The sequence below is a fragment of the Methylobacterium variabile genome (genome assembly GCF_001043975.1).
Classification (GTDB): Bacteria; Pseudomonadota; Alphaproteobacteria; order Rhizobiales; family Beijerinckiaceae; genus Methylobacterium; species Methylobacterium variabile.
Genome location: NZ_LABY01000044.1, coordinates 1 through 26224 on the forward strand (window position 1 = coordinate 1; position 26224 = coordinate 26224).

Consider the following 26224-nt stretch of genomic DNA (forward strand, 5'->3'; position numbering starts at 1 on the left):
CCCGCCTGTCCCTGAGGACACGGCTCGCGTCGCCCAAACCGCGTTCCGACGCGGCAACCCCTACCTGCTCCTACGCACCCGCCTCGGCACCATCTTCGCCGATGCCGCGTTCGCTGACCTCTATCCCACCCGCGGCCAGCCCGCCTACGCACCCTGGCGCCTCGCCCTCGTCACCCTCCTGCAGTTCCGCGAAGGCCTGAGCGACCGCCAGGCCGCTGAGGCGGTCCGCGCCCGGATTGACTGGAAATATCTGCTGGCCCTCGACCTCGCCGATCCGGGCTTCGATCCCAGCGTCCTGTGCGAGTTCCGCGGCCGGCTGCTGCAGCACGAGGCCACGGGACGGCTGCTGACCCGCATCCTCGAGGCCGCGCGCGACCAGGGCGTGCTCAAGGCGCGTGGGCGCCAACGCACCGACAGCACCCACGTGCTCGCGGCAGTGCGCGACCTCAACCGCGTCGAGCTGCTGGCCGAGACGCTGCGGGCGGCCCTCAATGCCGTCGCGGTCCTCGCCCCCGACTGGCTGCGGAGCCTCGCCCCGCCCGAGTGGCACGAGCGCTACGACCGTCGGATCGAGGACGCGCGCCTGCCGCAGAGCGGCCCCAAGCGCGAGGCCTACGTGCTCCAGGTCGGGGCGGACGGCTACCATCTGCTCGATGCGCTGGAGGGCGCGCGCACCCCACCACTCGCCACCACCTTGCCGGCCGTCGCCGTGTTGCGCCGGGTGTGGGCGCGCCACTTCGCGCGCGAACGGGACGGCAGCCCGCCCGCCGGCGCCGGCGTGCACCTGCGCCCGGTGCAGGGGCGTGGGCCCGGTGACCGGGTCGAGTCGCCCTACGACGTCGAGGCCCGCTTCCGGGCCAAGTCTGGAACGGAGTGGACCGGCTACATGGTTCACCTGACCGAGACGTGCGACCCCGACCTGCCTCGGCTGGTCGTTCACACCGACACCACCCCGGCCAATGTGCACGAGGCGATGCGCATCGGTGCGATCCACGCCGGCCTGACCAGCGCGGGACTGGCCCCCGGCGAGCACTTGGCCGACGCCGCCTACGTCAGCGCTGAGCACCTGGTCGCGGCGCACGAGCAGTACGGTATCGCGCTGATTGGCCCCGCCCGGCCGAAGCAGGGGTGGCAGACGCGTGAGGAGGGAGCGTTCGACGTCACCGACTTCGCGGTCGAGTGGGAGCGTCAGCGCGTGCGCTGCCCGGAGGGCCACGAGAGCACGAGTTGGGGCGCGTACAAGGACAGGGCGAGCGGACGCGCGTTCATCCGCGCGGGCTTCAGCCCCGCCGTTTGTCGCGTGTGCCCCGCCAAGCCGCGCTGTACCCGGGCGGAGAGCCGCCGGCTCAGCCTGCATCCGCGTGCCGAGCACGAGGCGCTGGCGGCCGCGCGACGGCGGCTGGAGAGCGAGGAGGGCTGGCGGCTCTACGGGCAGCGGCAAGGCATCGAGGCGACGATCTCGCAGGGCGTGCGCCGCTTCGGCCTGCGCCAGGCCCGCTATCGCGGGCTGGCTAAGACGACCCTCCAGAGTGTGGCGACGGCGGCCGCTCTCAACCTGGATCGCCTTGCCGCTTGGTTCGCCCTGCGGCCGTTGGCCCCCACACGCACCTCACGGTTCAAGGCACTCACGGCTTAGCCGCTGACTTCGCCAACAGTGTCCGACCCATTCCTGACAGGCCGGCGGGTCGGCCAGGGCTGACCCACCTTCCGCGAGAGCCGCGCGTGCCGGCGGATGTCAGGAAACCCTGTCTGCCATTCAAATGTCAGGAAAACGCTCGCCCAATCGGCCGATGACTCCATCTGCCTGGTCCATTAGGGCCTGCCCTACTGGACCGATCCAGCCCAGCTCCGTACCCGTTCTAAGAGAATAGTATTTGATTTCTGGATCGGCCTGGGGCGCGCGCCTAAGAACCTAATCGACCAACGCACCCGGGATGACGCCTGGTTGTCTGCTGCTCTCTCGGCAGTGGCATCGACGCGAACCCCAGAGCTCAGGCTGATGTTCATCTGGACCAACCTACCTCGGTCCGCGCTCCTGTCGGCCTTGCCTGATGCTGGTCGACAGGAGATCGTTGGGAACGGCTCAGGCTGCCTTGCGGGACCTGCCCAATCCGATGTTCTTGGCAAGCTCGGAGCGCTGGGCGGCGTAGTTGGCGGCGACCATCGGGTAGTCGTGCGGCAAGCCCCACTTGCGGCGGTACTCCTCGGGGGTGAGCCCGCGGGTCGACAGGTGGCGCTTGAGCGACTTGTACTGGCGCCCATCCTCGAGGCTGATCAGGTAGTCCGGGGTGACCGTCTTCTTGATGGGCACCGGCGGGGTCAGCTTCTCCGGCTCCACGGAAGCCGCCTGCCCCAGGTTGGTCAGAGAGGTGTGAACCGACGCGATCAGGTTCGGCAGCTCCGCCACCGGAACGGAGTTCTTGGACACGTAGGCTGACACGATGTCAGCCGCGAGTTCAACGAGAGTGACCGAAGGGCCTTGTTCTTGTTGCGACACAAAAAACTTTCCTACTCCAGGGCTCGGTTCAAGACCGAGCAATGGTACCGTATCGAGCAACGCGCAGGGATGCACAACCCTGATCAAGCGGCACACCTACCTGATCCAGTGGGTGACGACATCCTCGACGGCGAAATACACACCGATCAAGGCGATCCTCAAACCTCCTGCCACGAGGAGCACACCCGAAAGCGACAGCGTGCGTCGGGCACGCTGTCGCCGCCATGGGTTCGTCGGGTCCACGTCACTCAGTTGCGCTGGCCGTAGCCTTTTTCGGCCGGCCGCGGCGTGCAGGCTTCGCGTCCACGGGTGCGGTGACGACGGGATCGGGCTCGGCCCGCTTCTCAGCCGCCTTCTTGGCGGCCGCCCGATCGCGCCGGAGCTGGCCGAGGCCGAGGCTCTTGGCGAGCTCGGAGCGCTGGGCCGCGTAGGTGGCTGCCACCATCGGGTAGTCGCGGGGCAAACCGTACTTCTGCCGGTACTCGTCGGGGGTCAGGCCGTTCGAGGTCAGGTGCCGCTTGAGCGACTTGTACGGCTTGCCGTCGATGAAGCTGATGATGGCGTCCGGTGTAATCGACTTGCGGATCTGGGCCGGTGTGACCTTGTGATCCTCCACCGGGGTAGCGGCCGGTTGGCCAAGGCCGCTCAGTGACGCGTGCACCGAGGCGATCAAGCCCGGCAGTTCGGCGATCGGAACGTTGTTGTTGCTCACGAAGGCCGACACGATATCGGCCGCGAGATCGATGAACTCAGGCTGTTGGGCTTGGGACTCGTCGGACACGGAAAATCTTTCTACTGCGAGGATCCAACCAGATCCGAACACGGAGAATTTTATGGAGGACAGCCGGCGTCGAGCAAGTGCCTGCCGCTGGCTAATCCAAAGCCATTTGACGAGTAAACTGGTTCATCAGCAATTTGCCGCACCTAGTCACCAACCCGCGGAGCAGCATTTTCGGCCGTGACCCACGTGGATCTCACGCCCACGCATGACCGACGGCTTACAAGATCCCCCAAGCCCGATAGCGTTCCCGCCCGGTGAGCTCGCGCAGGCCGAGTTCGGCCACAAGGGTCTGAGCTGCGCGCGGCGTCACGCCGAGCTCGTCGGCGATGGTGGTCGTGGAGACCAGGGGCCGGGCGAGCACGAGGTCGATGAGGCGGGGCAGGCTGGAACTCCCCCTTCTCCCTCTCACCTTCTCCTGCAGAACCTCGCGCGCGAGCATCCAACGGTCGTGATCCCTCATGCCCTGCTCGGCACCTGCGGCGACGGCGCCGAGGACAGCCAGCCAGCGGGTCAGCGGATCGCGCACGAGCCAGCGGTCGCGCGGCACGCGGCGCAGGGCGCTGGCGAGGGCGGGCAGGTGGTGTCGGGCCTTGTCGCGGGCGCGCAGGAGGTCGGCGGCGAGCAGCGGCCCGAGCCAGGCGCGGTGCTGGAGCGGCTCGAGGGCGGTCCAGGCATCGACCGCGATGGTGGTGGCGAGGACCGGCGGCAGGACGCGGGTGTCGGCGACGGCGTGGCGCCAAGCGGCGAGGCGGTCGCTCTCGCCCCAGGCCGGGTCATAGAGCAGCGGCGACTTCTCCCGCACCGGGCCGGTGTCGGCGAGGAGGCGGCTGGAGCGGGCGATCAGGGCGTCGATGCCGGCGAGCTCGGCGGAAAACGCCTCATCAACGTCCGCGAGATCCCCCTCCCCGTCCGCACCGTCGATCGGCGGCGCGGCTGGCATCGAGACCGCGTCCTGATCGCCTGCCCCATCCGGATCCTCGGACAGAGCGGCGAGGCCGGCGGGGCTGGTGGCCCATCCGGGCTCGGCGGCAGCGATGCGGCGGCGGGTGCGCAGGACGGCGTGGGCGCGGGTGAGCTCTTGCGAGGGAGCGTGCCGGTCGCGACCGGCGTCGTGGAGGACGAGGTCCTCAAGGAGGACGAGGTCGCCTTGGAGGGCGAGGCTGGCGCAGGCGTCGGCGAAGGCAGTGCGGGCGCCCCAGCCCTGGCGGATAGGGCTGGTGGCGAGGCGCTCGTCGAGACGGGCGAGGGCGTCCTCGGCGGCGGCGAGCGGCGGGGCGAGGGCGGCCCAGGGAAGCGGCTCGGGCAGGCGGTAAACCATTGCGCTGCTTATACCGGCTCATCATCAAGGAAGCGAACAGGCCTTTTGCTTCGCGCACCTGTATGAGGGTTGGAGAGCCGTCCTAACCATTGATAATGTCCCCTTATCGATGGCGATGGACCCAAGGCCTGAAAACGGCTTGAATGGGCTTCCCGCGGCCCTCTTCACGCTCCTCTGCCATGTTCGATCCCACTCCTACCCTCCTCCCGGATCCGACCCTCGCCCGGGAGCGCGACCTCGACGCCCTCGCCGGACTCCTGCCCTTCGATGCCCGCGAGCGCCTGGCCGTCCTCCTCACCGACGAGGATGCCGCCACCCTCAAGCACCTCGCCCGCTCCGGCATGGGCGCCAACACCCTTCGGGCGCTCGCTTCCGACCTCGGCTACCTCGAGGCCTGGTGCCTGGCTGCCACCGGCCATCCCCTGCCTTGGCCCGCCACCGAGGCCCTGGCGCTGAAATTCGTTGCCCATCATCTCTGGGATCCGGCCGAGCGGGAGAGCGATCCCCGCCACGGCATGCCCAGCGCCGTCGAGGATGATCTACGGGCCCGTGGCCTGCTGCGGGTCGCCGGTCCGCACGCGGTCTCGACCGTGCGTCGACGCCTCGCCCACTGGTCGACCCTGCACAGGTTTCGCGGCGTCGAAGGACCGTTCAAGACGCCGCGCCTGCGCACCGCCCTCTCCCTCGCCGTGCGGGCGAACCGGCGGCCCCGCACCCGCAAGAGTCAGCGGGCGGTCACCGCCGCGGTGATCGAGAAACTGCTCACCACCTGCCTGTACGAGCATCGCCTGGTCGATGTGCGCGACCGCGCGCTGCTGCTGGTCGCCTTCGCATCAGGAGGTCGACGTCGGGCCGAAGTCGCGTCCCTGCGGGTCGAGGACTTGGTGCGCGACGCTCCGGTGCCACGCGATCCGGCCGATCTGGACAGCCCCATGGTCGCGAAGATCACGATCCGCCTCGGCCGCACCAAGACCACGACCGCGGAGGACGACGCCCGCGTGGTGGTGATTGGGCGGGCCGCGACGGCTTTGCTCGACTGGATGGCGCTCGCTAAGATCGAGGCCGGGGCGGTGTTCCGGCGCATCGACCGCTGGGGTCGGCTCGGTGCGACGGCGCTCGACCCGCAGAGCGTGAATGCGATCCTGAAGGCGCGCTGCGCCCGGGCCGGGCTCGACCCAGCGCTCTTTTCCGCCCACGGCCTACGGTCGGGGTTCATGACCGAGGCGGGCAAGCAGGGCGTACCGCTGCCCGAGGCGATGCAGCTGTCGCAGCACCGTTCGGTGCAGCAGGCGGCGCGCTACTACAACGAGGCCGAGATCGATAAGGGCAAAGCCGTACGGCTGATCGGATGAGGTGAGTACCAGCTCCGCCACATCAGCGCGTTGAACTCGCAATCCCGGCTACCCCATCAGGCTCGCGTCGGCGGCCTTAGTCCGTCGCGTGAGGATCGTCACCCGTGAGGGCCAAAACACCGGAACGGTGGCTTGGGGAGCGCTTGTGCGACTAGAGCCCGGCCCGAAGGGACACGCCTATACCTCCATACTTTCATATGTGGATACACATGTTGCGCGGCGATCCGGCCGGCGATGGCTTTCCCCTACCCTGGCCCCCAAACTGCCTGCTGGCCTGACTGAGGACCTGCGCCCATCAGAGTGGCCTCGAAGTGCCGGCCCCGGAAGTCGCCGCGGGCTTGCCGCTTCAGCTTGAGGGCGAGGGCGTTGAGGATCATGGGCCGGCTCCGAGGCGGAGGCGGCAGGCTGGGTAGGGATGGTTAGCGACTCGTAAACGGATGTCCGTTCGCGTTTGCGACAAGCCCCAGCCGGCTCAGCCGCTTACGGATGGTTAACGTTTTCTTGCTTAGCTGCCAAACGACAGAGCTGCACCATAAGCGTTCGAAGCAATGTGCAAAATCATGGTCAGCACGCAGGCACCATAAGCACTCGCTAGAACTTGGACCCTCTGATGCCGTTTATTTCCGCTATGCAAGAAAACGGCCAAGATCGCAGTCGCCATTTCGATCCGCTAGCGCGCTTCTACACGAAGCAGCATGTTGCCGATCTGCTCGTAAAACTTATGAATGGCACCCCGCCAAAGCGCATAGTAGATGTTGGTGCAGGTGCAGGAACATTATCAGTAGCAGCGGGCGGAAAGTGGCGTGGTGCTGAACTTTGCACAATAGATCTTGATCAGGACTGTGTAGTCGATCTGAAATGTAACATCTCAGGATTAGGCTTTTCTCGTCATACACATGTTACGATAGATGCGCTTGACGTTGACCTGCCCAAGCAAATCCTTCGAGGAAGGGCTGGCTTTGATGCGGCAGTCTCAAATCCGCCATATCTTCAGCCACAATGGCGTCCGGGCTTTGAGCAAATATTATCTGAGGCCCGCTTAGATAACGTTTTTTCAGCGATAAGCGATGTCACACTAGATGCTATTTTTATTTCCCAACTACTCCGCCTAACACGATCTGGAGCTAATGTCGGGATAATTGTCCCCGACGGAGTTATCACCGGTCAAAAAAGCCAGAAACTGCGGCGGGCGATCATAGAAAACTATGAGATCAAGTGCGTGGTCCAGCTTCCTCGCTGCTCATTCGCAAAGACTGACGCACAAGCGTACATAATGGTTCTAAGAAAAACAGCACCAGTTAAAAAGCAAATCAACTTACTAAATTATACGCTCGAAAATGGCCTTTCGCGTCCACTCAACATCTCGCTAGATGCTGGTGTAGAACGCTTGGATTACGCATTTTATACAGTTGACCAACTTCTGGGTCGTCGCGACTCTCATGTAAGCCTCAGCGATATAAATGCTGAAATTGTTCGAGGACGCCTAAGTTCAGCTGAAGCCAAAGCTGTAAATTATAAGGTGTTCCACACATCGGATTTCCCCCCGGTACCTGGAGGACCCGTCAGACTGCCACCCCTTACTTCCAGCTGCGATACCGGCAGCAAGCCTGACGTGCTTGCAACGGCGGGAGACATTCTCCTCGCTCGCGTAGACCGGCAGTTGCATCGAAAGGTTGGGTTGGTTATCGAAGGAGCAGCTCCGATCACGGACTGCATCTATCGAATTCGACTCCCTCAAACGATGCGCACAGCAGTTCTGTCAGCTCTCTCATCCGACGAAGGCAGAAATCTGCTGTACAGCGCTGCGCGAGGAGTTAGTGCCCGAATGCTCAGCAAGCATGATCTTTTGCATCTTCCGTTATTATCAGCAAAGGCCTGAACGTGCCTCCTAATAGTCACAGTGATGCTGGTCTGGCGGATGGGCTTCTTGATGGCTTTGAAGAACGAGCCGATCATGTAACTGAGGAAGTTTTAAGAGATGGAACAGTTAAAGGCGATTATTACGACGCAGTTCATGAATCACTCGTAGCTAAAGGACTTGTCTTAGTTCAGGGCCCTAGAGGCTGTGGCAAGACGCACATGATGCGCTATACGTGGCTTGTGTGCCGTGATGACAAAACACAGCCATTAGCAATATATGTCAGCTTCAATAGATATTTAAGACTGGAGCCTCTGCTTCGTAAGCGCCCGGACGCACTTACAATCTTTCAAGCCTGGACTCTGTCGCGCATCCTCCAAGCCGCAGACGATCTAGACAAAGCTCTAAAGGGGAAAAAATTCGATATTTTGGACTCCTTCGATCTTGATCGCGCATCAATCGACAAACTGATTGGCCGCCTTGAGCGAGGCTTGTCTGTCTCGGATCGTGATGAAGAAATTGTCAAAGCGCTGACCATTGATGGCGTTGCCGATGCAATCGAAGAGATGGCCACCTTCCACAAGAGGAAACGTGCCATCATTCTTTTAGATGATGCAGCTCTTACTCTAACGCCCGAATATCTTGTTGAATTTTTTGATATTGTGCGCGTACTCAAACGCCCAAGGTTGTCTCCCAAAGCCTCTATATACCCAGGCACGACAGAGTTCGGACCGAGATTTCATGCAAATCACGAGGGGAAGACGGTTACTGCATGGTTGCCGGTCGAACATCAGACCTACCGTGAAATTATGGGCGGCATAGCCCAACGCCGCTTCCCCGAAAGCTCGACAATTCCTAGTGAGGTAAACGACTACCTAAAATATGCGGCATTTGGAGTTCCCCGAGCCTATTTGGCAATGCTGCGCGAGTGGAAAGCTGGAAACTATGCAACTACACAGCAGGGTCTGAACACAATCATCCAAAGCCATAATGATGCGAGAAAAAAGGAGTTTCTTTCACTAGGCTTGAAAATGCCCAGGCTTGCTACGCTCGTAAAAGTAGGAGACACATTCTTCAACAAATGTGTCGAGACTATTCGCGAGGCCAATGAAAATCTCGGTGATAAAAACGAAAAACAGATCATGTTCGGCTTGGAAAGCTCCAGCCTAGAACACCTTACCGATCGTATGATCAATCTGCTTATTGAAGCTGGGCTCTTCTACGAACATCCGCAAGTTTCACACGGGGGGCCCGATCGTACATATCGGCGACTAACTCCTCATTTATCTGCACTTATTGCTGTTCGTGCCTTCTCAAGCAAAAGCAAGGGAACATCACATCGAGCTGTCGTTGAGTTTTTATCCAGACCCTCTACTAAGCATCCCGTTCGCCGGCAAATCGATACTTTACTTGGACAAGCAACTCTAAATGAGCTGAAGCTCGATCTACCGCCCTGCCAAGTATGCCATACAGCTCGGATGAGCGAGGGACAGAAATTTTGCCATAACTGCGGCTCTAAGCTTGTGGACGACTCTACGTTTACACGCCTTATGAAGCTTCCATTCGATGAGGTACCTCGATTGACAGAATGGGCGCGGCAGAAGCTTGTAGATAATCACATTCGGGTGATCGGCGACTTGCTGTCGCTACAAGATCCCGGCACAGAACTCCGCAAGATATATATGGTTGGTAGCAAGAGAGCAGAGCGCATAGTCACGGCTGTGGAAAGCTACGTGGACGAGTTCGTATCCTGATGCCCGCATCACCACCACCGGCCGCTAAATCGTCCTATCGCTCAATAACTGTTCTACAGGCGATTACGCCTCTAGATACAAAAGCACTTTTCTCGGCAGCTCATCAACCTGGGAAGCAAAGCCCGATTGATCAATTTATTGCCAACACGAATGCCATCAATATCATATATCTACCTCCCAATATTTCTATAACTCCTGAACTTGGAACGCTGGTCATTCTTGGATATATGTCAGCGGTAGAGAGCTATTTTCGGGCTCTAATCCGTGGACTAATAAATATTGACACTCATGCGCGGCTTTTGGCGGAACCCCTAAATGTCAGCTTTGGCGCCGCGTTGCATCACAAGCCTGCACTACTCCCTGAAGCTATTTTAGAAGAAATATCTTTTGCCGGAAAGCATAACATAGAAAAGACTTTTTCAGACTTACTAGGCATAAAAGGGGCTGTTCCAAATGAAGTGAGTACAGTTTTAGAAGAATACAAAAAAATATGTGAAATCAGGCATTGCTGCGTTCATCGTTTTGGCAGGCTTGGAGCAAACAACGCTATCAAGCTGGGCTTAAGCGATCATTCCATAGTTCTTGAAAAGCCATTCACTCCAACGAAGGACAATCTTCAAGAAATCGCTGATCTGCTTCGCACGTTCGTAAAAACCGTAAATAATTATATTTTTCACTCAGTTCTCGACAGAACGAGCGCCATCAACGCTTTTGATGGAAAAGTCACTTACGATAATTGGACATGGAATTACACGAAAGATAGAAGTCGTTTTTCTAAGTACTATGGGCTTTTTGCTAGCGCCTCGGACAGCCCCGCATCAGCAAGCGCAAAGGATCTGTATAACAGTTTCAAAGACACTGTTGCCGATATACGTGCCAAGAAAGCAGCAAAAATGGGGACTAAGTACAAACAAAAGCCCGGTGGCAAACCTTAGAAACCCCTACTTACATTCTTAATAGAGTGATTGTCTATCGTAACACACGTCGTTTAGCGGGACGTTGCCCGCTATGTTCGACTTAGCACTTCTTCCGCCAGACGCAGACTTCATGCCGCGCCGTGAACTGACGGCGCTCTGGCTGCATTGCTTCTGTGAGAAAACGACATGCAACAGCGTCGCAACTCACGCCCTAGCGACGCTTGTGGCACGCCATCGCTGCGAAAACCTCCCACTGCGCCGTGTCATCCGTCGCCTGCGATGTCGGCGTTGTAGCGGCAAGCCCGCGCGGGTTCCGCTGGTGAAGAAGCCGGAGCGGGACGCCTCGCTGACCTGGTGGGGCAGCACCCGCGACGTGCTCCCGGTGCTTGGGCCGTGATGCCGCCTTTCACCGTTGGAACGGCCCTGAGCCGCCCGTTGGCCGAGCTGTCGGGCTGGTGGCTGGCAATCCCGCTGCGAGTGTGGGCAAGGTCTCACGGATTATCCGCTGCAGCTGCTGTTGACGCAGCAGCCCCGGCTTTGCCGGGCCAGGTTGCGCCAAGTGCTTCCCCGTCTCCGCTGCCGCTACTGCCACGGCGCCCCGGCGAGGGTGTAGCTCATCGATGATCCGCAACGCCGACCTTCGGCCCACTCCGGTATCCCGCCAGGCGGCAGCTGTACAGCCGTCATTCTAGAGCTGCCGCTATCAGCTCGCAACGCCGCGACTGTGAAAAGAAAGGCCACCCTTGCGAGGCGGCCCGAAGTCTAGGGAGGAAACGCCCACAAGGGGCAAACCTTATGTGGGGAGCCTCATAGCAGCGCGACGTGCGCAAGCACACACGGCCGACCTCCTCTTTAAATCAGATCGACGTCGTGCGATCAGAACTCCTGCTCGAGGGTGGATCCTGCCGCGTTGAGTGCCTCAGACCATCGCTCATCGAGCCATGCGTGGATCGCGCTGATCCCACGTCGGTCGAGCCGGTAGATCCGACGGGTCCCCTGCGCGGTTTCGATGACTAGACCAGCCTCCTTCAGGATGCGCAGGTGCTGTGAGACGGCGGGCCGAGTAACCGCCATGGTGCTGGCGAGCTCACCGACCGGGCTGGGGCCACGTGCGAGGCGCTCAAAGATCTTTCGTCGGGTCAGATCGCCGAGCGCCGCGATCGCGAGAGAGGCCTGTGTGTTAGCCATGGCTTACTGTAAGCCGCAACTAACCCAGTGGCCAGGCCCGACCATCAGCTCGTTGTCTCTTGCGGCCTCACGAGCGCGCCGCATGCAAGGCGAAGTTGGGAGGGCAGGATGCCAGATCAGGTGCAGGGCGGCATGAGTGCGCCGGAGATCGTGCTGGTCCCCCGAGCATCTGCGCTGCCGAATGGGGCGAGGTAGCTTTCCGCCATCCCTCAGTTCCAGCGCGAGGCCCGCGGGCGGGTGGATGCGGCGCTCGCGGCCCAGGCCATCGAGAAGATTGGCTCTGAAGTGATGTTCTCCCTCTCCCACTCCGGCGATCGCATCCGCATCGCAGCGGGCTCAACCATTACCGGGGGCTTCAGAGCCAGCGACAGCGTGACCGTGAAGGAGATCCCCGGCGGTCGTGCGGCGCACCTGCGGCTGGAAGGCCCCTACAGGCATCTCTCACACGCCTGGTGGTTGCTGATGGCCTGGGCCGCCGAGCACGGTCAAGAGCAGGCCAGTCTGCACTGGTGCCCCACTCGCACGGCGGCCGTTCGGGCCACGGCCAAGCACGGGCGCCCGTGAGCAATCTGGTTAACGGCTGGCGAGCAGGAAACCCAGCGTCCGATTGATTCGCCACTGTCACAAGTTGATTCAAGAAGTCTGATTCTTGTGAATCAGCTCCATGTGATTCTTGATGGTTAAATTCGTCGTTGAATCAGTTAAATTGATGGATTTACCCCATGCCATATCTGGGATCGGCGTCGCATCTTAAAAAATAGTTTGACGAAAAAGTTTGGATCCAGTAGATCGATTTTCGCCGCTGGACGGATTAGTGCCGGGGCGATTCATTTCATTTACGGATTTTCGATGACCGATACGATCAACGCCGCGCCCATGGCTGATGGTGCCGCGGCTGGCGCCTTCATCGCGCTCAAGGCCCTTGAGGACGCGTACCGCAAGCATCTCGTCGCTGTGTGGGACTACGCGGACGCGGGGGGCTTCGACCAGACCCTCATCGATTGCGACTACGACGAGAATGGAGAGGAGGTAGAGGACGAGCTCGGTCTCACCTACTCCGCGGTGGAGGCCGCCTACCAGTCGGCGTTCCTCGCCGTCACCGCTCTGGTGCAGGAGGCGCCGCCCCTCAAGGCTGCGGCCGGAGACGAGCCGTACTCGATCCGCCGGCCGGACGAGGGCTCGAAGCCCACCGTGTCGACCGCGGACGTCTACGTCGCCGTCTACCGGCACCGCCACGGCGAGGACATCTGCGCCTACGCCACCGAAGCCGCGGCTCTCAAGGCTCGCGACGACGTCGCCGACGAGCAGTGGGAGTGCGAAATCGAGGGCAAGCGCAAGCCGAAGCGGATGATCGGAGAGCGCTACTTCGACCTGGTCGAGGACGAGGAGTTCGAGATCCTGAAGCGCGTAGTGCTGGCATGAGCGCGCATCTCCATCGCCTTAGTTTATGATGCGTAGGCGCCGGATCAGATCAACTACTTTAATCTATCCCTGATGAAGCAGGCGAAGAAATATTTAATGCATGCTTCTATGGTCATTATACTTTGAATATTAATTTGGATTTGACTGATGCACGAGTATTACAACAAGCAGGCGTTCGATGCGATGTTCGCCGCTCACCCAGCCCGGGGCATGAAGGACGTGAACATTGCGATTACGGATGCCGATACCGGGCAGACGATGGTGTCATACGACGGTGGCGAGACCTACGAGCGGGCGCACGCTCTGATCGAATCAATGGTGACGGGCAAGCCGTACATCGACCCGGGTAAGGTGGATCCGCGGGATGCGGACGCCGAACTGACGATCCACGTGTGCAAGTACCTGGTCGAGCACTACCGGCGGGATCTGCTGGAGCATAAGCTGCTTGAGGAGGCGGTGTCTGGGATCCTGGCTTCGGCCCGTAACGACCGGAGAGGGTGGATGGCGCGTCAGTCCGACAACTACGGACGGTGGGACCTCCTGCTCGAGTCGCTCTTCGAGTGGCTCGACGCTCACTGATACGGCGACCGCGTAGACCACGGCCGCACCTTTAAGCGTGCGGCCGTGATCGAGACGCCGCTCATTGATGCGAGGGAGCGCCTGCGCCGCGGGGTCGAGCATTCCTTGGCTCTTCCGCGCGGGCGCAACGATTATCACCCGCGCGGGTGTCGCCTTATTCAGCTGCGCACGCCGCTTCGCATTATACCCAACGAAGCTTCATAAACATGAGGTCGACTTCGTTCGGCTCCTCATGGAAGAAGATGCTAGGCGGATTATGTACTCCCCTCGATACCAGAGTACGCGGCGTGCTGAGCATCTCGTTGAACGCCTCGATCTCGCCCGCTTCTACGCGCCATCTTTGTAACGACCAATGCCGTCGCACATCTGTTACCAGCACAGCATCGCCGTAGAATTGGCCGTCGTTCGGGATCCAGCTGGCGCCACGCGTGTCTGGTTGCCTAATCAGCTTGCCAGCAAGCTCATTGAGATGGCAGCTGCTCTCGCAGATGCTGGCTGGCTGCCCGTCGTATCTTACGCCACTGGCTGCAGTGATCTTAGCCCGACCACCGGAGTAGCCGACCCATGCATCGCACTTGACCAGCGGCAGAGCAAAACTCGAAGGCCGTTCTAATGTACCGGAGAGCTGCCACAAATCGTACCCTTGCGGTTCGACGGTGCTACTCTGTGCACGGATGACGTTGTAAATGCCAACCATGCTGTGGGCGAGAACGCCCTTGGCACTGAGCTCCTTCAGAATTGCTCTGCTGCCCTTGTTGGGCTTGGTGCGGATCTCCGAAGCCATGGCTTACGCCTCCTGCTCGGCTTTGCGAGATGCACGACCCTGGGTCAGATCATCCGCACGCCGTTCGAGGTGAGCTTCCACCTCCTCATACAGGCGGGCCGCGTGGCTGATGAATCCAGCCCTGAGGCTGTCGGCGTCGCGCATATCGAGGGAAACGCCGGGGCGGAACATCGCAAGGGCAGCCCAGGTCCGAAGCTCCTCCTCAGAGGAATTCCTCGCGATCTGCTCTGCAGCTGACTTGAACTCCGACGCGAGATAATTCTCGCCCGGGCAGGGCAGTACGTCCTGCCGCAACAGCGAGACGAACTCGCCCACCAACTCCTGATCGAGTTCGGCGCGGATCCGGTCGTGAGTGGACAGGAAAGCGAGGTCGGCGGCGCCCCCGTTATGCGCCGGCATGTCGGGCTTAGCATCGCTGTCCAAACAGGCCTGGCAATTCGCTGCAAATTCGAGCCGCACCACGACATCAGCGGGTAACGCCGCCGCAACGCATGCGGTAGCCAAGTCCACCACTGCGGCGCCCGATCCGGGGTCGGATAGACAGCGCGAGATGGCGCGCCAGTTCTCGATCAGCGCATCAGCTGCAGCGTAGTCCAGCTCATGGTCGAGCGCACTGACCTCGAAGAGAGTCGGAAGAAATTCATGATCGGAACGGTGGCTAAAGTAAGCTCCATCTCCGATCACTCCGAAGACATTCCAAGCCTCTCCATGCTCCCAGCTGAGCACATATCCTTTGAGCAGCGGGTACTGAGCTGCGACAGCCCGGAAGATGGGCTCCGGGCAGCTCCATGCGGTATCGAATACGAAGTCCACGAGCCCGGGCTGACGTCGCAAGACGGATAGCCCTGACGAATTCCACTTCGTCCCCCAGTTCGCTACCGACCAGCTGTACCGGCTGGGTACGCCAGGGACTTCACGAATTATTTTTCGTTCCAACTCCATATTCTCGCGCGTATCACGTTTGGAAGTGGCCCGGACAGCAGGCGGCGTGGGGATCAGAGCTTCGAAATCGAAATCGATCTCGTTAGCTTCAGCATCGCTCAGCGGCCGGATGCAGGTCTCGACGAGTCGCACGACCTCGTCGGCCGGACCAGAAAGGATAACGCGATTAGCTGCCCAATTCGGCATTACAAGACTCCGTAAATTATAAAAATAATGTTGTGATTTTACAATAACTCGCTGCGAAGAGTCTAACCAAAGATGGTTCCAACTGTGTCGCCGCGAACAAATCCTTCTTAGATTGGCTCGCTTGATTTTTCTATATAAAAATTGTCCGTGCACTTGCATTTAAAGATTCTGATCCAGACAAGCGGGATAGAATCACGTTGATTTGATTCACGGGTAGTATCCACTGAACCTACGCGCGTCGCCAGCATATCTGATGCGCGACTCAAGCGAGGGGATGCAAGCCGGATCGTGCTGCAGCCGCCGTTGGTCCGTTCAGTCGACACCCAAGGGGGAGTGGCTCAGCAGCGTCCGCGTGTCGAACGCCTCGATGCGCCATTTCCGAACCTTCGCTCATGGTCGCTGGACTGGCAATTCCGCATCCAACCGCTGCCACGGGTAGGGTTTGGTGAGATGCGGCGGCCATACCATCCTAATGATGAGGGATTTGGGATCGGCCCTGAGTGTCGCGACGCGCTATGCCGGCGCTGGATGGCGCCGGCTGTTCAAGATGTTGAACGCAAAAGTCGTCGACTGGGTACCGGTCGACGAGTTTGGTGTTGCAGCTTGCGAGATGGGGAGGTTCACGCCTTCGGCGTGCCCACCCACTTGTACTCGGCCTTACCGCCGATCTTGCGCAGGGCGAAGACCTGATCCTTGCCGTGCGGCTCGACGCCCGTCTGGAAGCAGTAGGGCCGGATCCGCTTGCCCCAGACCGGCTGGGCCATGATGTCGTACATCCGCAGGCCGGACAGGGTCTCCTCGTAGTGGCCGTGCAGGTCGGCCCCCTTGATCCAGCCGAGCTTGTCGGCGTTGATCTGCGGGATCGCCGCCGGCAGCTTGCGCTTGAACCACACGTCGAAGGACGACATCGCGTCCATCGGCGTGATCTCGGCTTGCCGCTGGTCGAGGTAGTCGCCGAAGCCGCGCCGGAGGATCGGCGAGGGGTCGTCCTCGTCCTGCATGTCGCCGAGGCTCACGTTGGCCCAGAACGCCGTCCAGTCGATCGCCGTGGTGAGCGCCAGGGAGAGGGTGAGGTCGATCTCGTGCTTGGGCTTGAGCCGAAGCTCGTTGTAGCGGCGCATGCCGCGGTGATCGCCCAGGATCTCCATCAGCTGGCGATCGTGGCTGGCAAGCAACGTGGTGACGTTCGGCAGCCGTTCGAACTTATTGGTTCTCATGGGCCGAAAATTGAACTCTTCCGAGGTGATGATCGACTTGAACTCACCGAGCGTCGTGTCGGGCGCCTTGTCGAGGTCATCGATGATGAGGAGGTTGCTGTCCCACATCTCGGCGGCCTTCTCGCCGCCCACGACCTGCTTGAGCGTGACCTTCTTCCGGGCCGCTTCCTTGATCGGCGAGGCGATCAGCCGGGTGAGCCTCGACTTGCCGAGGTTCTGCTTGCCGAAGAACGAGAGCATATGCGGCTGGGCGATCGGGGCCTCGTGCATCTTGCGCTTGCACTGGTACACGAGGTCCTCGATCGAGGCGGCGACGAAGCCCGGGTCCTCGGCGAAGCGCACCTCGGCCATGCGGCGGACCGCCTCGAAGTGCGGGTCGAGGTTCTGGTGGCGCACGTGGATGCCGAGCCAGATCTGGCGCTTGCGGGTAGCCTGCTGCTGGCGGAACCAGCGGCGCATGGCGAGGTCGAGGCGCCCGGTCTTCAGCCCGCAGCGCAGCAACTCGCGCTCGACCTCGTCGCGGATCGTGTCCCGGGTGAGGCGGGGTCGCGCCGCCGAGTCGGCCAAGCCGTCGAAGTCGTCGGCCTTGGGGCGAGCCATGTGGAGGGAGTCGATGCCGCCGTCGAGCAGCACCACCAGCCCGCGGCGGTCGAGGTAGCCGTGGACGAACGCCTCCATCTCGGCGTAGGCGGTCGGGTCGATCTCCTCCTCAGCGGCCTCGTCTTTGGTCTCCTCCTCGTCCTCACCCTGCTGGGCGTTCATGCCCTCCGGGGCCGGGTTCTGGACGGCCTCGACGATCTCCTCAACGGTCCGAGCCGCCGGCTGCTGGGCCTTCTCGGCCAGGGCCTTGGCCTTCAGCCCCTCCAAGTAGTTGGTGGCCCACAGGTCCTTGTGAGCCATCTCGCTGATGTGGCGCTCGGTGAAGCTCTTACCGAAACGCTCGTTGATGGCGGTGGCGACTTTCGGGTACGAATTACCCGCGGCCCACAGGTCGATCGCGGCGCGCTTCATCTCCTCGGTCCACTCGAAGTCGAGAGGGTAGAGGGCCGGCTGGGGGGCGGGCGCCTCAGCCTTGGCCTCACCCTTGGGCTGCCGGCTCGGGGAGAGCAGGTTGTTGACCTGGGGCTTGGTGACCTCGCGCCCGAGATCCACCGTCAGCTTCTCGGCGATCTCGCGGTAGAGCAGACCCTGTTCCCGGTAGCGCCTGGCCGCGGCGATGGTCTCCTCGGTCCACAGCGGGCCGAGCGCCTCGGCCGGGGCGGGCGCGGCCTCCGCCTTCGGCTCGGGGGCGGGCGTCTCGGCCCCCGGCACGATCCGGGCGTCGGCTAAAATGGCCTCCTGATCGATGTCGCCGTCGATCTTCCGGTAGCGGTCGAGCTTGCCGAGCTTGGCGAGGATGGCGGACAACTGCTCGCCCTTGGCGCCGAGCTTGATCTGGCGCAGCAGGGCGGTGTGGGGCGCGGGCTCCATGTCGGCGAGGTTCACCCCGCCCTCGCGGCGGGGCTTCGTCAGGGTATCGGTGGAGGACTCAACGGCCACGGGGATTTCCTCATCGGCGGGCGATGAGGAACCCTCTCATGGCGATATATCGCCGTCAAGGGCGATATATCGCCATCGGCCCAGGGGCTATGGACGCCTGCCCTCCATGCCCAACCTGCCCTACCTGCCCTACCTGATTGGGCGAACGGCTAAGCTTTGTTGTACTTCGCCAACAAGTCGTCGATCGCCTCGGTTACCAGCCCTGAGATCGTAATGCTTTTATCGTTCGTCAAGTATTGCCGCTCCTGCACAAGCTCACGCAGCTTATCTGGCATGTCAAATGGCAGCCATGTCGTGAATAGTTTGCGCTGCCCATCGTTGGTCACAGGGCGGTACTTGCGCTTGCGCTTCGGCTTTTCAACAGCTGCCTGATCCATCATGCGACCCGCCATATGCTCAAAGTAATTCGCGTCTCGTGGGCGATCCATCGCCAGAGGCGGTGGATCTCTAGTGCGGCACAACCCTCCGGCTCAAGCTCACCTACGGTCGCGCCGGTCTGCGAGGCATCCTCGAACAGCACCCGGATGTGGATCGGGGGTGCACCCGCGATGAGTCAACAACGATAGCCCTGCGCCTCCAGTTGCTCGGTGGCCTACCGGGCACAGCCATACGCCCCCTCCCAGCCAGGCCGTATGTAATTGAACAGCTCGTAGTAGTTCGGCTGCCGCTCCAGTTCGAGCAGCGCCTGGAGCGGCAACGCCACGCCCTCGCCGTCCAACTGCCCGACCGGACCGGGACCAGCAGCAGGTCCGAGCGGCGTGGTCTGGAGCAGCGCCGAGCCGATATGGCCCGGGGTGTCCAGCCCCACGAGTTGAGTGCCCTTGGCCTCGATCTCCAACATCATGGCCCGGATCGTAGCAGCGCCCGCGCGCCTGTGTCCAAGCCATATATCGCCTGGACACATGAAAGCGTTAAGGCTACGGCTGGAGGGCGAAAAGGAGTCGCACCGATGTTCGGCTGAGCCACCGCCAGACGCGAAAAACCCGGCGCTTTGGAGAGCACCGGGCTATCGCGCAGACCTAAGTCCGCTTCCGTCTTGTGGTGATTCGGAAGGTACATCAGGTTTGGCCCTCATGACAAGGGGGTCTCCAGCCATGGCTCGGCGCAACCCATGAAGGTTCGCCGTGTACAAACGCAACCCGTTCCGCATGAAGCGCGAGGAGCGCGTCTACGACCTGCCGCCCGAGCGCCAGCCCGGGTTCAAGCCGCCGCCCGGCGAGGACGACACGCCCCACTGGCACGGGATCTACAACCTGCCACGCCGGGTCCGCCGCGCGCTGCGCCGGCCCCTTTCGATCCTGTTCCTCACCCGCCGGACCCAGCTGCTCCAGGCAGTCAACGCGCTGCTGCTCACGATCGGGCGCTTCCACACGGCGCCGAGCGTCTTCGACGTCCGCGGCTGCGGCCTGGAGGGCGGGTTCCTGCTCGACCGCCGGGGGCTGACGGGACCGAACGCCCCACCGACGATGCAGCACATCTCCGAGTGGCTGTGCCGGGAGGCGATCCGGTTCCTCCTCAACGTCGGCTTAATCGAGCGCATCACCCCGAAAGCTCTCACCGCCGTCGAGGACCGGAACGGCCGGTTCGGATTCTGGTTGAAGGCGGTGCGCCACAAAGACGGTATCCGTGCACCCGCCGTTCGGTATAAGCTCGGTCCGCTGCTGCGCAGCCTCTTCGCCGAGACCTTGCGACGGCCTGTACCAGGCGCCCCGGAGAAGGAGGTGACCACCCGGCCTCCCGTAGGTGTTTCTTCGGATCAGGATAAGAACCAAGGTAAGAATACCCTATCGGGTGTATCTATGGGAGAACCGCTGCCGCATCGTCAAGTTGGCGAGTTGGTCCGCAGCCCCGAGCCCGAGGATCCGAGCATCCCGACCGGCGTCACCGCCGCGGCTTATCTCGCGCGCCGCGGCGTGTTCGAGCAGCGCACCGAGGAGGACTACCTGCGCGCCAAGCGCGAAGTTCAGGAGGAACTGGCCCGGAAGGCGGCGAGGCGAATGGCGAGTGGTGGCGGTTTGTTCGACATCTAGCCCCGTTAGTAGGGCAGGTGGGACAGGTAGGGCATGGAGGGCACGCCTCCGCGCCCCACCAGCGCCGTCAGCCCCAGCGGACTCGGGCGTCGACGGGGAAGTACGCGTACAGCTCGACGTGCTTGGCAATGCCCTCCTCACCGAGGCGCTTCACCTCCTCTTCCTTGTCGTCCATCCGGCGCAGCAAGTCGCGGTACTCCTCGGGAGAGCCGAATTTTGGGAAGACGTAGATCCGGCCCTTAAGCTTGTGGCAGATGTACTTCTCGCCCATCTCTTCGCGGAGGCACTCGGCCACCTCATCGAGGTGCTCCTCGCGTAGGGTGAAGCAGCGCTGCATCACGCCTCGGGCGTGCAACAGCCACGCTTGACCGATCACCGACTCCTGCGGCCGGAGCTGCCGGCTACCCTTGAGGTGTTGCACCCCTGGCTGGTTGATCAGCCGCGTCGCCTCTGGGTTGATCTCCGAGGCCGTGCGCGTCGAAGGGCAGAAGGCCCAATCATAGAACAGCCGTGAGTAGCCCGGCTTCTCTGGGAAGCTACCCTTCGGGTGCGGAACCCACGCCCTGCGGTGACCCATGCCGGACAGGCCCAAGGCCGCGCTCATCACCTGGTAGTAGCAGCCCGGTTGCTCGTCGCAGGCGCGGTTCAACTGCGTCACGCAGCAGATCTTCCGAGTCTTCCAGCCCTTGTAGTAGATCTTGTCCATCACGGCACCCCGCAGCGTCGCAGCCGCCGCACTCCCCGCCCCGCGAGGCATTCCCATCGTCGTTCCACGCTCTCCCGCTTCGCCTCAAGCCGGAAGAGGAGAACCAGGACGAGTGGGAGCGATCGATAGTGTTCCAAGGATGCTTGCGTACAGGCCGCCGTCGATGGACACGATCTCAAGGCTCGGCATCAGGATCCCCTATGGTCGGGGTAGCCTTAACGCCCAGCCGTTAAAGAGCCGTCCCGTCCGGCTTGCGCGACCGCTTTGCCGACGACGGCTTGAAGAAGCCCGGCGCCATCTCTTGGCCCGCCTCGTACGTCAGGGCGACGACTTGGTTGGCGTTGCCGCGCCCGTACCCGGCCGGCAGTGGCGCCAGAAGATCCACGGTCGAGGTGGTGGCCGCTTCCAGCGCCTCTCTGCCCTCGCGGTACAGCAGGCGCTCGCGGCTGAAGAAATCGACCTGGGCAGTCAATTCGGCGACCTGAGTCTCAAGGGATTCGAGGTGGGCAGCAATCGCCGCCCACTCGTCGGGGTCAATCGTCATAGGCCTATTTACGCTCTCAGACCCAGCGCAACTTGAAATCCAACGCGTCCGTCTCGCTCGGACAGGTCACATACCAGCGCGCATCATCCTCCGCCGAAGTGATCGGTTCTAGATAGCCTTGCCACTGCGAGCGGTCGGCCAGCCAGACCATCACCTCGTCGAAGCGCTCGCTGTAGAGGGTGCGGCTGACCCACTCGTCCGTGACCGCCAGCAGCACAGTCGTCCGGATCGAGGGCGAGGTCATACCAGCAGCGCCTCGAAGCCCATTAGTTCGCGGTCGCGCGTCTCCAACCCCGCCTTCCAGGCGTGGAACTCCTCCATGGAGTTGATGTCGCGCATCCGGATGATCTGCGTCGTCATCTCCACCCGATCGTGGCGGATGTAGACGAAGGGGTGCGTCTCGTACTGCTGAAGGGCGATCGAGAACCGCCGGGCCTCGTCGTTGAGGCGGGCGATCTTCGGGGCATCCCCGGCGGCGGCGTCGAGAGCGTACATGGTCTCCACGAGTTCGCACGCCGTGACGTGACCGATGTCACGCATCGCCTCGAAGAAGTGATTGCCCATCATCAGGCCGCGGGTGTGCTCGGCTACCTTCTTGACACGGGTCCGCAGGATCGCATCGGTCTCGACCACGACGAGAGACTTGCCTATGTGGACGACGACAGCGCCAGCCGGCGCCTTGAGGCTTCTGAAGGCAGCCATTACGCGCGCACCTCGTGCTCTTCGACGAACGCGCTCTTGCCGAAGACCTCATCGATCGCCTCGGCGATCTCGACAGCGCTCATGTCGCTGACATCGACATCCTCGAAATCCTCGTAGCCGTCGAACTCTTCCGCGACCATCTCGCGCAGAACAGCGGTGGCGCCCTCCAGCGTGGCGTGAACTGAAGTCCGGATGGTCCCGCAACCCTCGTGGTCCTCGACCGCGACAATGAATACTTTCACCATAATAATTCCTAAATCAGATCCAGCGCCACGGCAAAAGCACCGGCTGGCGACGAATGATCTCGTACGACCTTCTAACTTATTAGTCAAAATAATTTTGATGTTGCAGCATCGATCTCTTGTGTGACATAGACTATACATTCATTTTAAGGAATTACTACGTGACAGTAACACTCGAAGACCTGCTCACCCTGATTCAGAAAAATCCCGACATTTTGAATCAACTTCAGACGCTGGCGAATCAAGGTCAGACCCCCATCCAGGGGCCGCCGTCCGTTAACCATGGTCGCGCCTGCCCACTCCTCAGCACCCTAGCGCTCGCTCAAGTCACGTTCTTCGACAACGGCATCCACCGCGCGAAGAATAAGCCTGAATTCGCGTTCACGTTCGAGCTGTGGTCGGGCGACACGAGCACGCTGAAGCTCAACCGTCCCACTTGGAAGAAGAGCTTCCCCCTCGTCCACTACGACCGCTTCAAGAGCAAGATCGACGGCCTGAAGGATCGCGGCTCGATCTCCGAGGAATTCCACAACTCGCTCATCACAGCGTACCAGCACATTGAGCCAGAGCCGAACCAAGACACCACTGTGTTCCTCGGACTAGCAGCTGACAAAACCCCAGGCGTCGGGACCGCGTTCATCGACGGTCACTTCGTCTACGCCGTCGTCAAGAACCGCCGGCCCACGTACCTCGAATTCATCGTCAACGATCAGAGCTTGTCGTTCACCCGGTTCTCAACCACCGACCTGAAGGGTAACCTGCTGAAGCAGAACGCCGAGGTTCAAGCCCGGAACGACCTGACGGGCAAGTTCTACGACAACTGGCCAACCTGATCTTGCCATCAACATCTCTTAGACTATATTAGACTATTAGAGTCTAAGTCGAAGACTAATATTAGTCTAAGAGATGTGGCCAACTCGAAGCCTAGTTTTCCGGCTCCCGCCTCATGACCTAAGCGTCTATGAGGCGCGACCGCTCGCTTCGCTTCGCTGCTCAGCGCCTCAAGAGCTAAGCTCACTCGCTTCGCTCGCCCGCGCCTTCAGCGCTCCGAGACTACTCGGCTCGGCCCACCTCGCTCTGCTCGATGACCCTCAACGACTAAACCCGCAGAGGCGCATCGACCTCGAGCTGAAACTCAGTCGTGCGCCGTCAAGATGGAAAAAATGGAGAGGGAGTCGGCGAAGACATGGGGCAGCGCCGCGAACAAGAGCTCGACAGCGCTACCATCATCAATCGGATACTGAACAGAGATCAGCGTTTTGCCACGGCATTAGTTCACCCGACTAGAATGTATAGCTTCGCAGGAACCGCGCCTCCTCGCGGTCACTGACCGCGATAGACAGAAGCCAGCGATCTTCGTCGATCCGTGTTTCACGATAGACGTGACCGTCACGCGTCCGCTCGCTCAAAATCTGCACAAGATCAGGTAGATCGTTGATTGATACCAACATTGTAATTCGAAACATGTTCATCTGAACGATCGCCTTCCAAGTAGATCGGCAACGTACACGTGCTGTACGATGGCTGCGTCGATCTCGCGAACTTCTTCCGCCAGATCTTTAGGCAACAAAGTGGCGGCTTCAGCCAGTCTCTGGCGCAGACGCGCCACCACGCGCGGGTTGACCCTGGCAGTCGCCCCTCCTCGCCGACCATAGTCCCGAAGTAGATCACCGCTCTTTCCGCACCAGCTTATGGAGAAAGCTTTTTGAGATTCAACGATACCCAGAGCGCTAATTCGCTCAAAGATCGATAATATCTGATGTCCATACATGATTTTATTTACTCTGCGACGGGAAATCCAGCGGGATAAATACATGCAGCATCGCGATAACGATACCTAACTACGACGATAATACAAAGGCAGGCAAACCATGAGAGCGAAGGAAATTATTCGCAAGTACATCGATCCCAAGAGGATCACAGCAAAGTTTCGACGAGAACTTGAGGACGCTATCTCAAGAGAGGGGCCGCAGAGAAGCCCTGAGCTGATAAACGCAATGTACGGCGACGAACGCAGTGATTTGGAACTTGCCCAACTTCGGGCTGATCTCCTAAAGACCCAGGCAGAAGCCGATGAGGCTGCTGCCTCAGCAGTTCTCGATAGGGCCGAGGCTCAGCGCACGATAGGCTCATCAGGGCGTCGGTCTCGGGCGTCTATGCAAACTCACGAGACCCAGAGTGGGTACCGGCGTGCAAAAGGGGTCTGATGCACTCTTGGTCCCCTCCCCTGCCAGGCGACCCACCTCGCCGGCCGCGATCCGTGTCTTACCACCCTTGTAGACGCCAGCGGCCTTGGCCTTGCGATCCCCTCCATCTGGCGCTCCTGCCGCAGGTTGGTCTCGAACTCGGCGAATACCTCAAGCATGTCGAGGAAGGCCATACCGGCCGCCGTTGTCTCATGGCCCTGCCCGCAACCCTATGAGATAGGGCCAGGCATCTCACCGCGGCCGTCTCGCAGGGTGTACCCGAGGGACACGGGTAGGGGCGTTCGGGGAAGCGGATCCGGTCCGAGAACCCTGCATCTTGATCAAATGTACATTTAGGCGCGCGCTTTTCCGCATTTGCGTATATGAGCCTTCTAGCCCTTGCGCCTTCTTGATCGATCGCCTTTACGCCTATGATGGCGCGCCGACAGAAAGGCTCCAAGGCGTGCGCCTTAACGCCGTCCCGCCTTTGCGCCTGCGCGCCTTCATGCTTTGTTGTGACTTCGCCCTTACGCCTATCCGGGCGCTTGGGCGTGCGCCTGTCCGCTCACCTGCCCAAGCCGGCATCCGCCCAGGCCGGCGCCCGCCCATCCATGAAGGAGCCCTCATGCCTGTCGTCAGCCTGTGCTCGACCAAGGGAGGCGTCGGCAAGACGACGCTCGCGATCTGCCTCGCCTCGGCCGCTGCCCAGCGCGGCGCGGGCGTCGTCATCCTCGACGCCGACCCGAACGGCCACGTGCGCGCCTGGCGCGAGGCGGCCAACCGCGAGGGCAGGGGAGGGGGCGTCGACGTGATCGCCGGCGTCACGGAAGCGACCATGCAAGACCGGATAGCCGAGGCCGTCGAGCGTTACGCCCTCGTCGTGATCGACCTTGAAGGTGCCGCCTCTAAGGCCGTGACCTTCGCGATCGCCGAGAGCGACATCGTCGTGATCCCCTCGGGCATCTCGGGCATGGACCTGCAGGAGGTGTTCCGCACCCATGCTGAGGTGAAGCGGGCCGAGAAGATGCTGCGCCGGCCCATCCCGGCACGCGTCATCTTCACTGGCATGGCGACGATCGCGAGCCGGGTTGCCAAGCACGCGCGCCAAGAGGTGGTTGACGCCGGCATTCCGGTGCTCACGACAGAGACGATCCGGCGCCCGAACGCCTACCAGTCGATGCACTTCAACGGCCTGACGCCGCTCGAGCCCGACGGTGACCCGAAGGCCGCGGCCGAGATCGCCCGCGCGCTCGATGAAATCCTCGCCGTCATCACCCCGTCCGAGGCCGCCGCCTGATGTCCACGCCCGCGAAATCCATCCCGCTCGGCCGCGCTCCGCGCCCGCGAACGAACCCCGAGGATCTCGCGCAGCTCGTCGCCGGCGGGGCCGAGGCCGGGTTCGCCCGCCCGCTCGCGCCGCCGCCCGAGCCTGCCGCGGAGCCGGCGCCTGTCGCCCCCGCCCCGCCGGCCCGCCCCCCCC

26 protein-coding genes and 3 pseudogenes are annotated in these 26224 nt (G+C 61.5%); 12 read left to right on the plus strand and 17 right to left on the minus strand.

All coding sequences use genetic code 11. The features are described 5' to 3' along the window. Positions 1-1636, plus strand: a 1636-nt coding sequence (locus VQ02_RS07265) for an IS1182 family transposase (protein ID WP_048443505.1), incomplete at its 5' end; no start/stop codon positions are given. A 447-nt stretch (positions 1637-2083) separates the two neighbouring features. On the opposite strand, the gene VQ02_RS07270 is transcribed toward VQ02_RS07265, so the two are convergent. From VQ02_RS07270 to VQ02_RS07280, 3 genes are all read right to left on the minus strand, one after another. Continuing rightward, positions 2084-2497: a Ros/MucR family transcriptional regulator gene (locus VQ02_RS07270; RefSeq protein ID WP_048443506.1), complete on the minus strand. Its 414-nt coding sequence runs from the start codon at positions 2495-2497 to the stop codon at positions 2084-2086. A 244-nt stretch (positions 2498-2741) separates the two neighbouring features. Continuing rightward, positions 2742-3278: a Ros/MucR family transcriptional regulator gene (locus tag VQ02_RS07275; RefSeq protein ID WP_048443507.1), complete on the minus strand. Its 537-nt coding sequence runs from the start codon at positions 3276-3278 to the stop codon at positions 2742-2744. Positions 3279-3495: 217 nt separating this feature from the next. Next, positions 3496-4596 carry an RHE_PE00001 family protein gene (locus tag VQ02_RS07280; RefSeq protein ID WP_048443508.1) on the minus strand — a complete coding sequence of 367 codons (1101 nt, stop codon included), beginning with the start codon at positions 4594-4596 and terminating at the stop codon, positions 3496-3498. 179 nt (positions 4597-4775) lie between these two features. Here VQ02_RS07280 and VQ02_RS07285 point away from each other — a divergent pair, with 179 nt between their 5' ends. Next, positions 4776-5948, plus strand: a complete 1173-nt coding sequence (locus tag VQ02_RS07285; RefSeq protein WP_048443509.1) for a site-specific integrase — start codon at positions 4776-4778, stop codon at positions 5946-5948. Positions 5949-6241: 293 nt separating this feature from the next. On the opposite strand, the pseudogene VQ02_RS36785 reads toward VQ02_RS07285, so the two are convergent. Continuing rightward, a pseudogene (locus tag VQ02_RS36785) lies at positions 6242-6325 on the minus strand (IS6 family transposase); the annotation flags it as partial. A gap of 233 nt (positions 6326-6558) precedes the next feature. Here VQ02_RS36785 and VQ02_RS35425 point away from each other — a divergent pair. Genes VQ02_RS35425 through VQ02_RS36795 form a run of 3 tightly spaced genes read left to right on the plus strand, consistent with a single transcriptional unit; the run spans position 6559 to position 10495 of the window. Further along, entirely contained in the window at positions 6559-7827 is a 1269-nt protein-coding gene (locus tag VQ02_RS35425) for an N-6 DNA methylase (protein ID WP_083469102.1), read from the plus strand. A 2-nt stretch (positions 7828-7829) separates the two neighbouring features. Next, positions 7830-9560: an ORC-CDC6 family AAA ATPase gene (locus VQ02_RS36790; protein ID WP_157080536.1), complete on the plus strand. Its 1731-nt coding sequence runs from the start codon at positions 7830-7832 to the stop codon at positions 9558-9560. Beyond that, entirely contained in the window at positions 9560-10495 is a 936-nt protein-coding gene (locus VQ02_RS36795) for a hypothetical protein (protein WP_157080537.1), read from the plus strand. The genes VQ02_RS36790 and VQ02_RS36795 overlap by 1 nt, the downstream gene beginning before the upstream one ends. An 858-nt stretch (positions 10496-11353) precedes the next feature. On the opposite strand, the gene VQ02_RS07300 is transcribed toward VQ02_RS36795, so the two are convergent. Further along, positions 11354-11665, minus strand: a complete 312-nt coding sequence (locus tag VQ02_RS07300; RefSeq protein ID WP_048443510.1) for an ArsR/SmtB family transcription factor — start codon at positions 11663-11665, stop codon at positions 11354-11356. A gap of 237 nt (positions 11666-11902) precedes the next feature. Here VQ02_RS07300 and VQ02_RS07305 point away from each other — a divergent pair, with 237 nt between their 5' ends. The 3 genes from VQ02_RS07305 to VQ02_RS07315 all read left to right on the plus strand — a co-directional run bounded on the left by VQ02_RS07305 (position 11903) and on the right by VQ02_RS07315 (position 13666). Beyond that, the gene (locus VQ02_RS07305; protein WP_048443511.1) at positions 11903-12229 is read left to right on the plus strand and encodes a GyrI-like domain-containing protein; all 327 of its coding nucleotides are present in this window, start codon (positions 11903-11905) and stop codon (positions 12227-12229) included. A gap of 285 nt (positions 12230-12514) precedes the next feature. Further along, on the plus strand, positions 12515-13087 hold the full coding sequence (locus VQ02_RS07310) for a hypothetical protein (RefSeq protein ID WP_048443512.1): 573 nt from the start codon (positions 12515-12517) through the stop codon (positions 13085-13087). 147 nt (positions 13088-13234) lie between these two features. Then, entirely contained in the window at positions 13235-13666 is a 432-nt protein-coding gene (locus VQ02_RS07315; RefSeq protein ID WP_048443513.1) for a hypothetical protein, read from the plus strand. Positions 13667-13847: 181 nt separating this feature from the next. Here VQ02_RS07315 and VQ02_RS36800 read toward each other — a convergent pair whose 3' ends face one another. The 5 genes from VQ02_RS36800 to VQ02_RS07335 all read right to left on the minus strand — a co-directional run bounded on the left by VQ02_RS36800 (position 13848) and on the right by VQ02_RS07335 (position 19178). Continuing rightward, entirely contained in the window at positions 13848-14450 is a 603-nt protein-coding gene (locus VQ02_RS36800) for a hypothetical protein (protein ID WP_157080538.1), read from the minus strand. Positions 14451-14453: 3 nt separating this feature from the next. Beyond that, a complete protein-coding gene (locus tag VQ02_RS36805; RefSeq protein WP_157080539.1) occupies positions 14454-15578 on the minus strand; it encodes a hypothetical protein in 1125 nt (374 codons plus the stop codon). A 620-nt stretch (positions 15579-16198) separates the two neighbouring features. After that, entirely contained in the window at positions 16199-18334 is a 2136-nt protein-coding gene (locus VQ02_RS07325; RefSeq protein ID WP_048443515.1) for a DUF5906 domain-containing protein, read from the minus strand. A 149-nt stretch (positions 18335-18483) separates the two neighbouring features. Then, positions 18484-18714: a hypothetical protein gene (locus tag VQ02_RS07330; protein ID WP_157080540.1), complete on the minus strand. Its 231-nt coding sequence runs from the start codon at positions 18712-18714 to the stop codon at positions 18484-18486. Positions 18715-18926: 212 nt separating this feature from the next. Beyond that, a complete protein-coding gene (locus VQ02_RS07335; protein WP_048443517.1) occupies positions 18927-19178 on the minus strand; it encodes a hypothetical protein in 252 nt (83 codons plus the stop codon). A 304-nt stretch (positions 19179-19482) separates the two neighbouring features. Here VQ02_RS07335 and VQ02_RS07340 point away from each other — a divergent pair, with 304 nt between their 5' ends. Next, complete coding sequence (locus VQ02_RS07340; RefSeq protein WP_048443518.1) at positions 19483-20364, plus strand: hypothetical protein; 882 nt, start codon at positions 19483-19485, stop codon at positions 20362-20364. 67 nt (positions 20365-20431) lie between these two features. Here VQ02_RS07340 and VQ02_RS07345 read toward each other — a convergent pair whose 3' ends face one another. The 5 genes from VQ02_RS07345 to VQ02_RS07365 form a co-directional block, all read right to left on the minus strand. Continuing rightward, positions 20432-21070 (minus strand): hypothetical protein, encoded by a 639-nt coding sequence (locus tag VQ02_RS07345; RefSeq protein WP_157080541.1) that lies wholly within the window; start codon positions 21068-21070, stop codon positions 20432-20434. A gap of 229 nt (positions 21071-21299) precedes the next feature. Further along, a complete protein-coding gene (locus VQ02_RS07350; protein ID WP_048443520.1) occupies positions 21300-21614 on the minus strand; it encodes a hypothetical protein in 315 nt (104 codons plus the stop codon). Positions 21615-21630: 16 nt separating this feature from the next. Continuing rightward, the gene (locus VQ02_RS07355) at positions 21631-21858 is read right to left on the minus strand and encodes a hypothetical protein (RefSeq protein WP_048443521.1); all 228 of its coding nucleotides are present in this window, start codon (positions 21856-21858) and stop codon (positions 21631-21633) included. Next, entirely contained in the window at positions 21855-22316 is a 462-nt protein-coding gene (locus tag VQ02_RS07360) for a hypothetical protein (RefSeq protein WP_048443522.1), read from the minus strand. Before VQ02_RS07360 ends, VQ02_RS07355 begins: the two co-directional genes overlap by 4 nt. After that, entirely contained in the window at positions 22316-22561 is a 246-nt protein-coding gene (locus VQ02_RS07365) for a hypothetical protein (protein ID WP_048443523.1), read from the minus strand. Before VQ02_RS07365 ends, VQ02_RS07360 begins: the two co-directional genes overlap by 1 nt. Positions 22562-22719: 158 nt before the next feature. Here VQ02_RS07365 and VQ02_RS07370 point away from each other — a divergent pair, with 158 nt between their 5' ends. Continuing rightward, positions 22720-23391 (plus strand): hypothetical protein, encoded by a 672-nt coding sequence (locus VQ02_RS07370; RefSeq protein WP_048443524.1) that lies wholly within the window; start codon positions 22720-22722, stop codon positions 23389-23391. Positions 23392-24026: 635 nt separating this feature from the next. Here VQ02_RS07370 and VQ02_RS36810 read toward each other — a convergent pair. Next, positions 24027-24374, minus strand: coding sequence for a hypothetical protein (locus tag VQ02_RS36810; protein ID WP_157080542.1), 348 nt, complete (start codon positions 24372-24374; stop codon positions 24027-24029). A 316-nt stretch (positions 24375-24690) separates the two neighbouring features. Beyond that, positions 24691-24953, minus strand: a pseudogene (locus tag VQ02_RS36815) (recombinase family protein); the annotation flags it as partial. 200 nt (positions 24954-25153) lie between these two features. Here VQ02_RS36815 and VQ02_RS07375 point away from each other — a divergent pair. Both VQ02_RS07375 and VQ02_RS38685 read left to right on the plus strand, forming a co-directional pair. Then, positions 25154-26041, plus strand: a complete 888-nt coding sequence (locus tag VQ02_RS07375; RefSeq protein WP_245239657.1) for a ParA family protein — start codon at positions 25154-25156, stop codon at positions 26039-26041. Further along, positions 26041-26224, plus strand: a pseudogene (locus VQ02_RS38685) (cellulose biosynthesis protein BcsN); the annotation flags it as partial. The gene VQ02_RS07375 and the pseudogene VQ02_RS38685, both read left to right, overlap by 1 nt.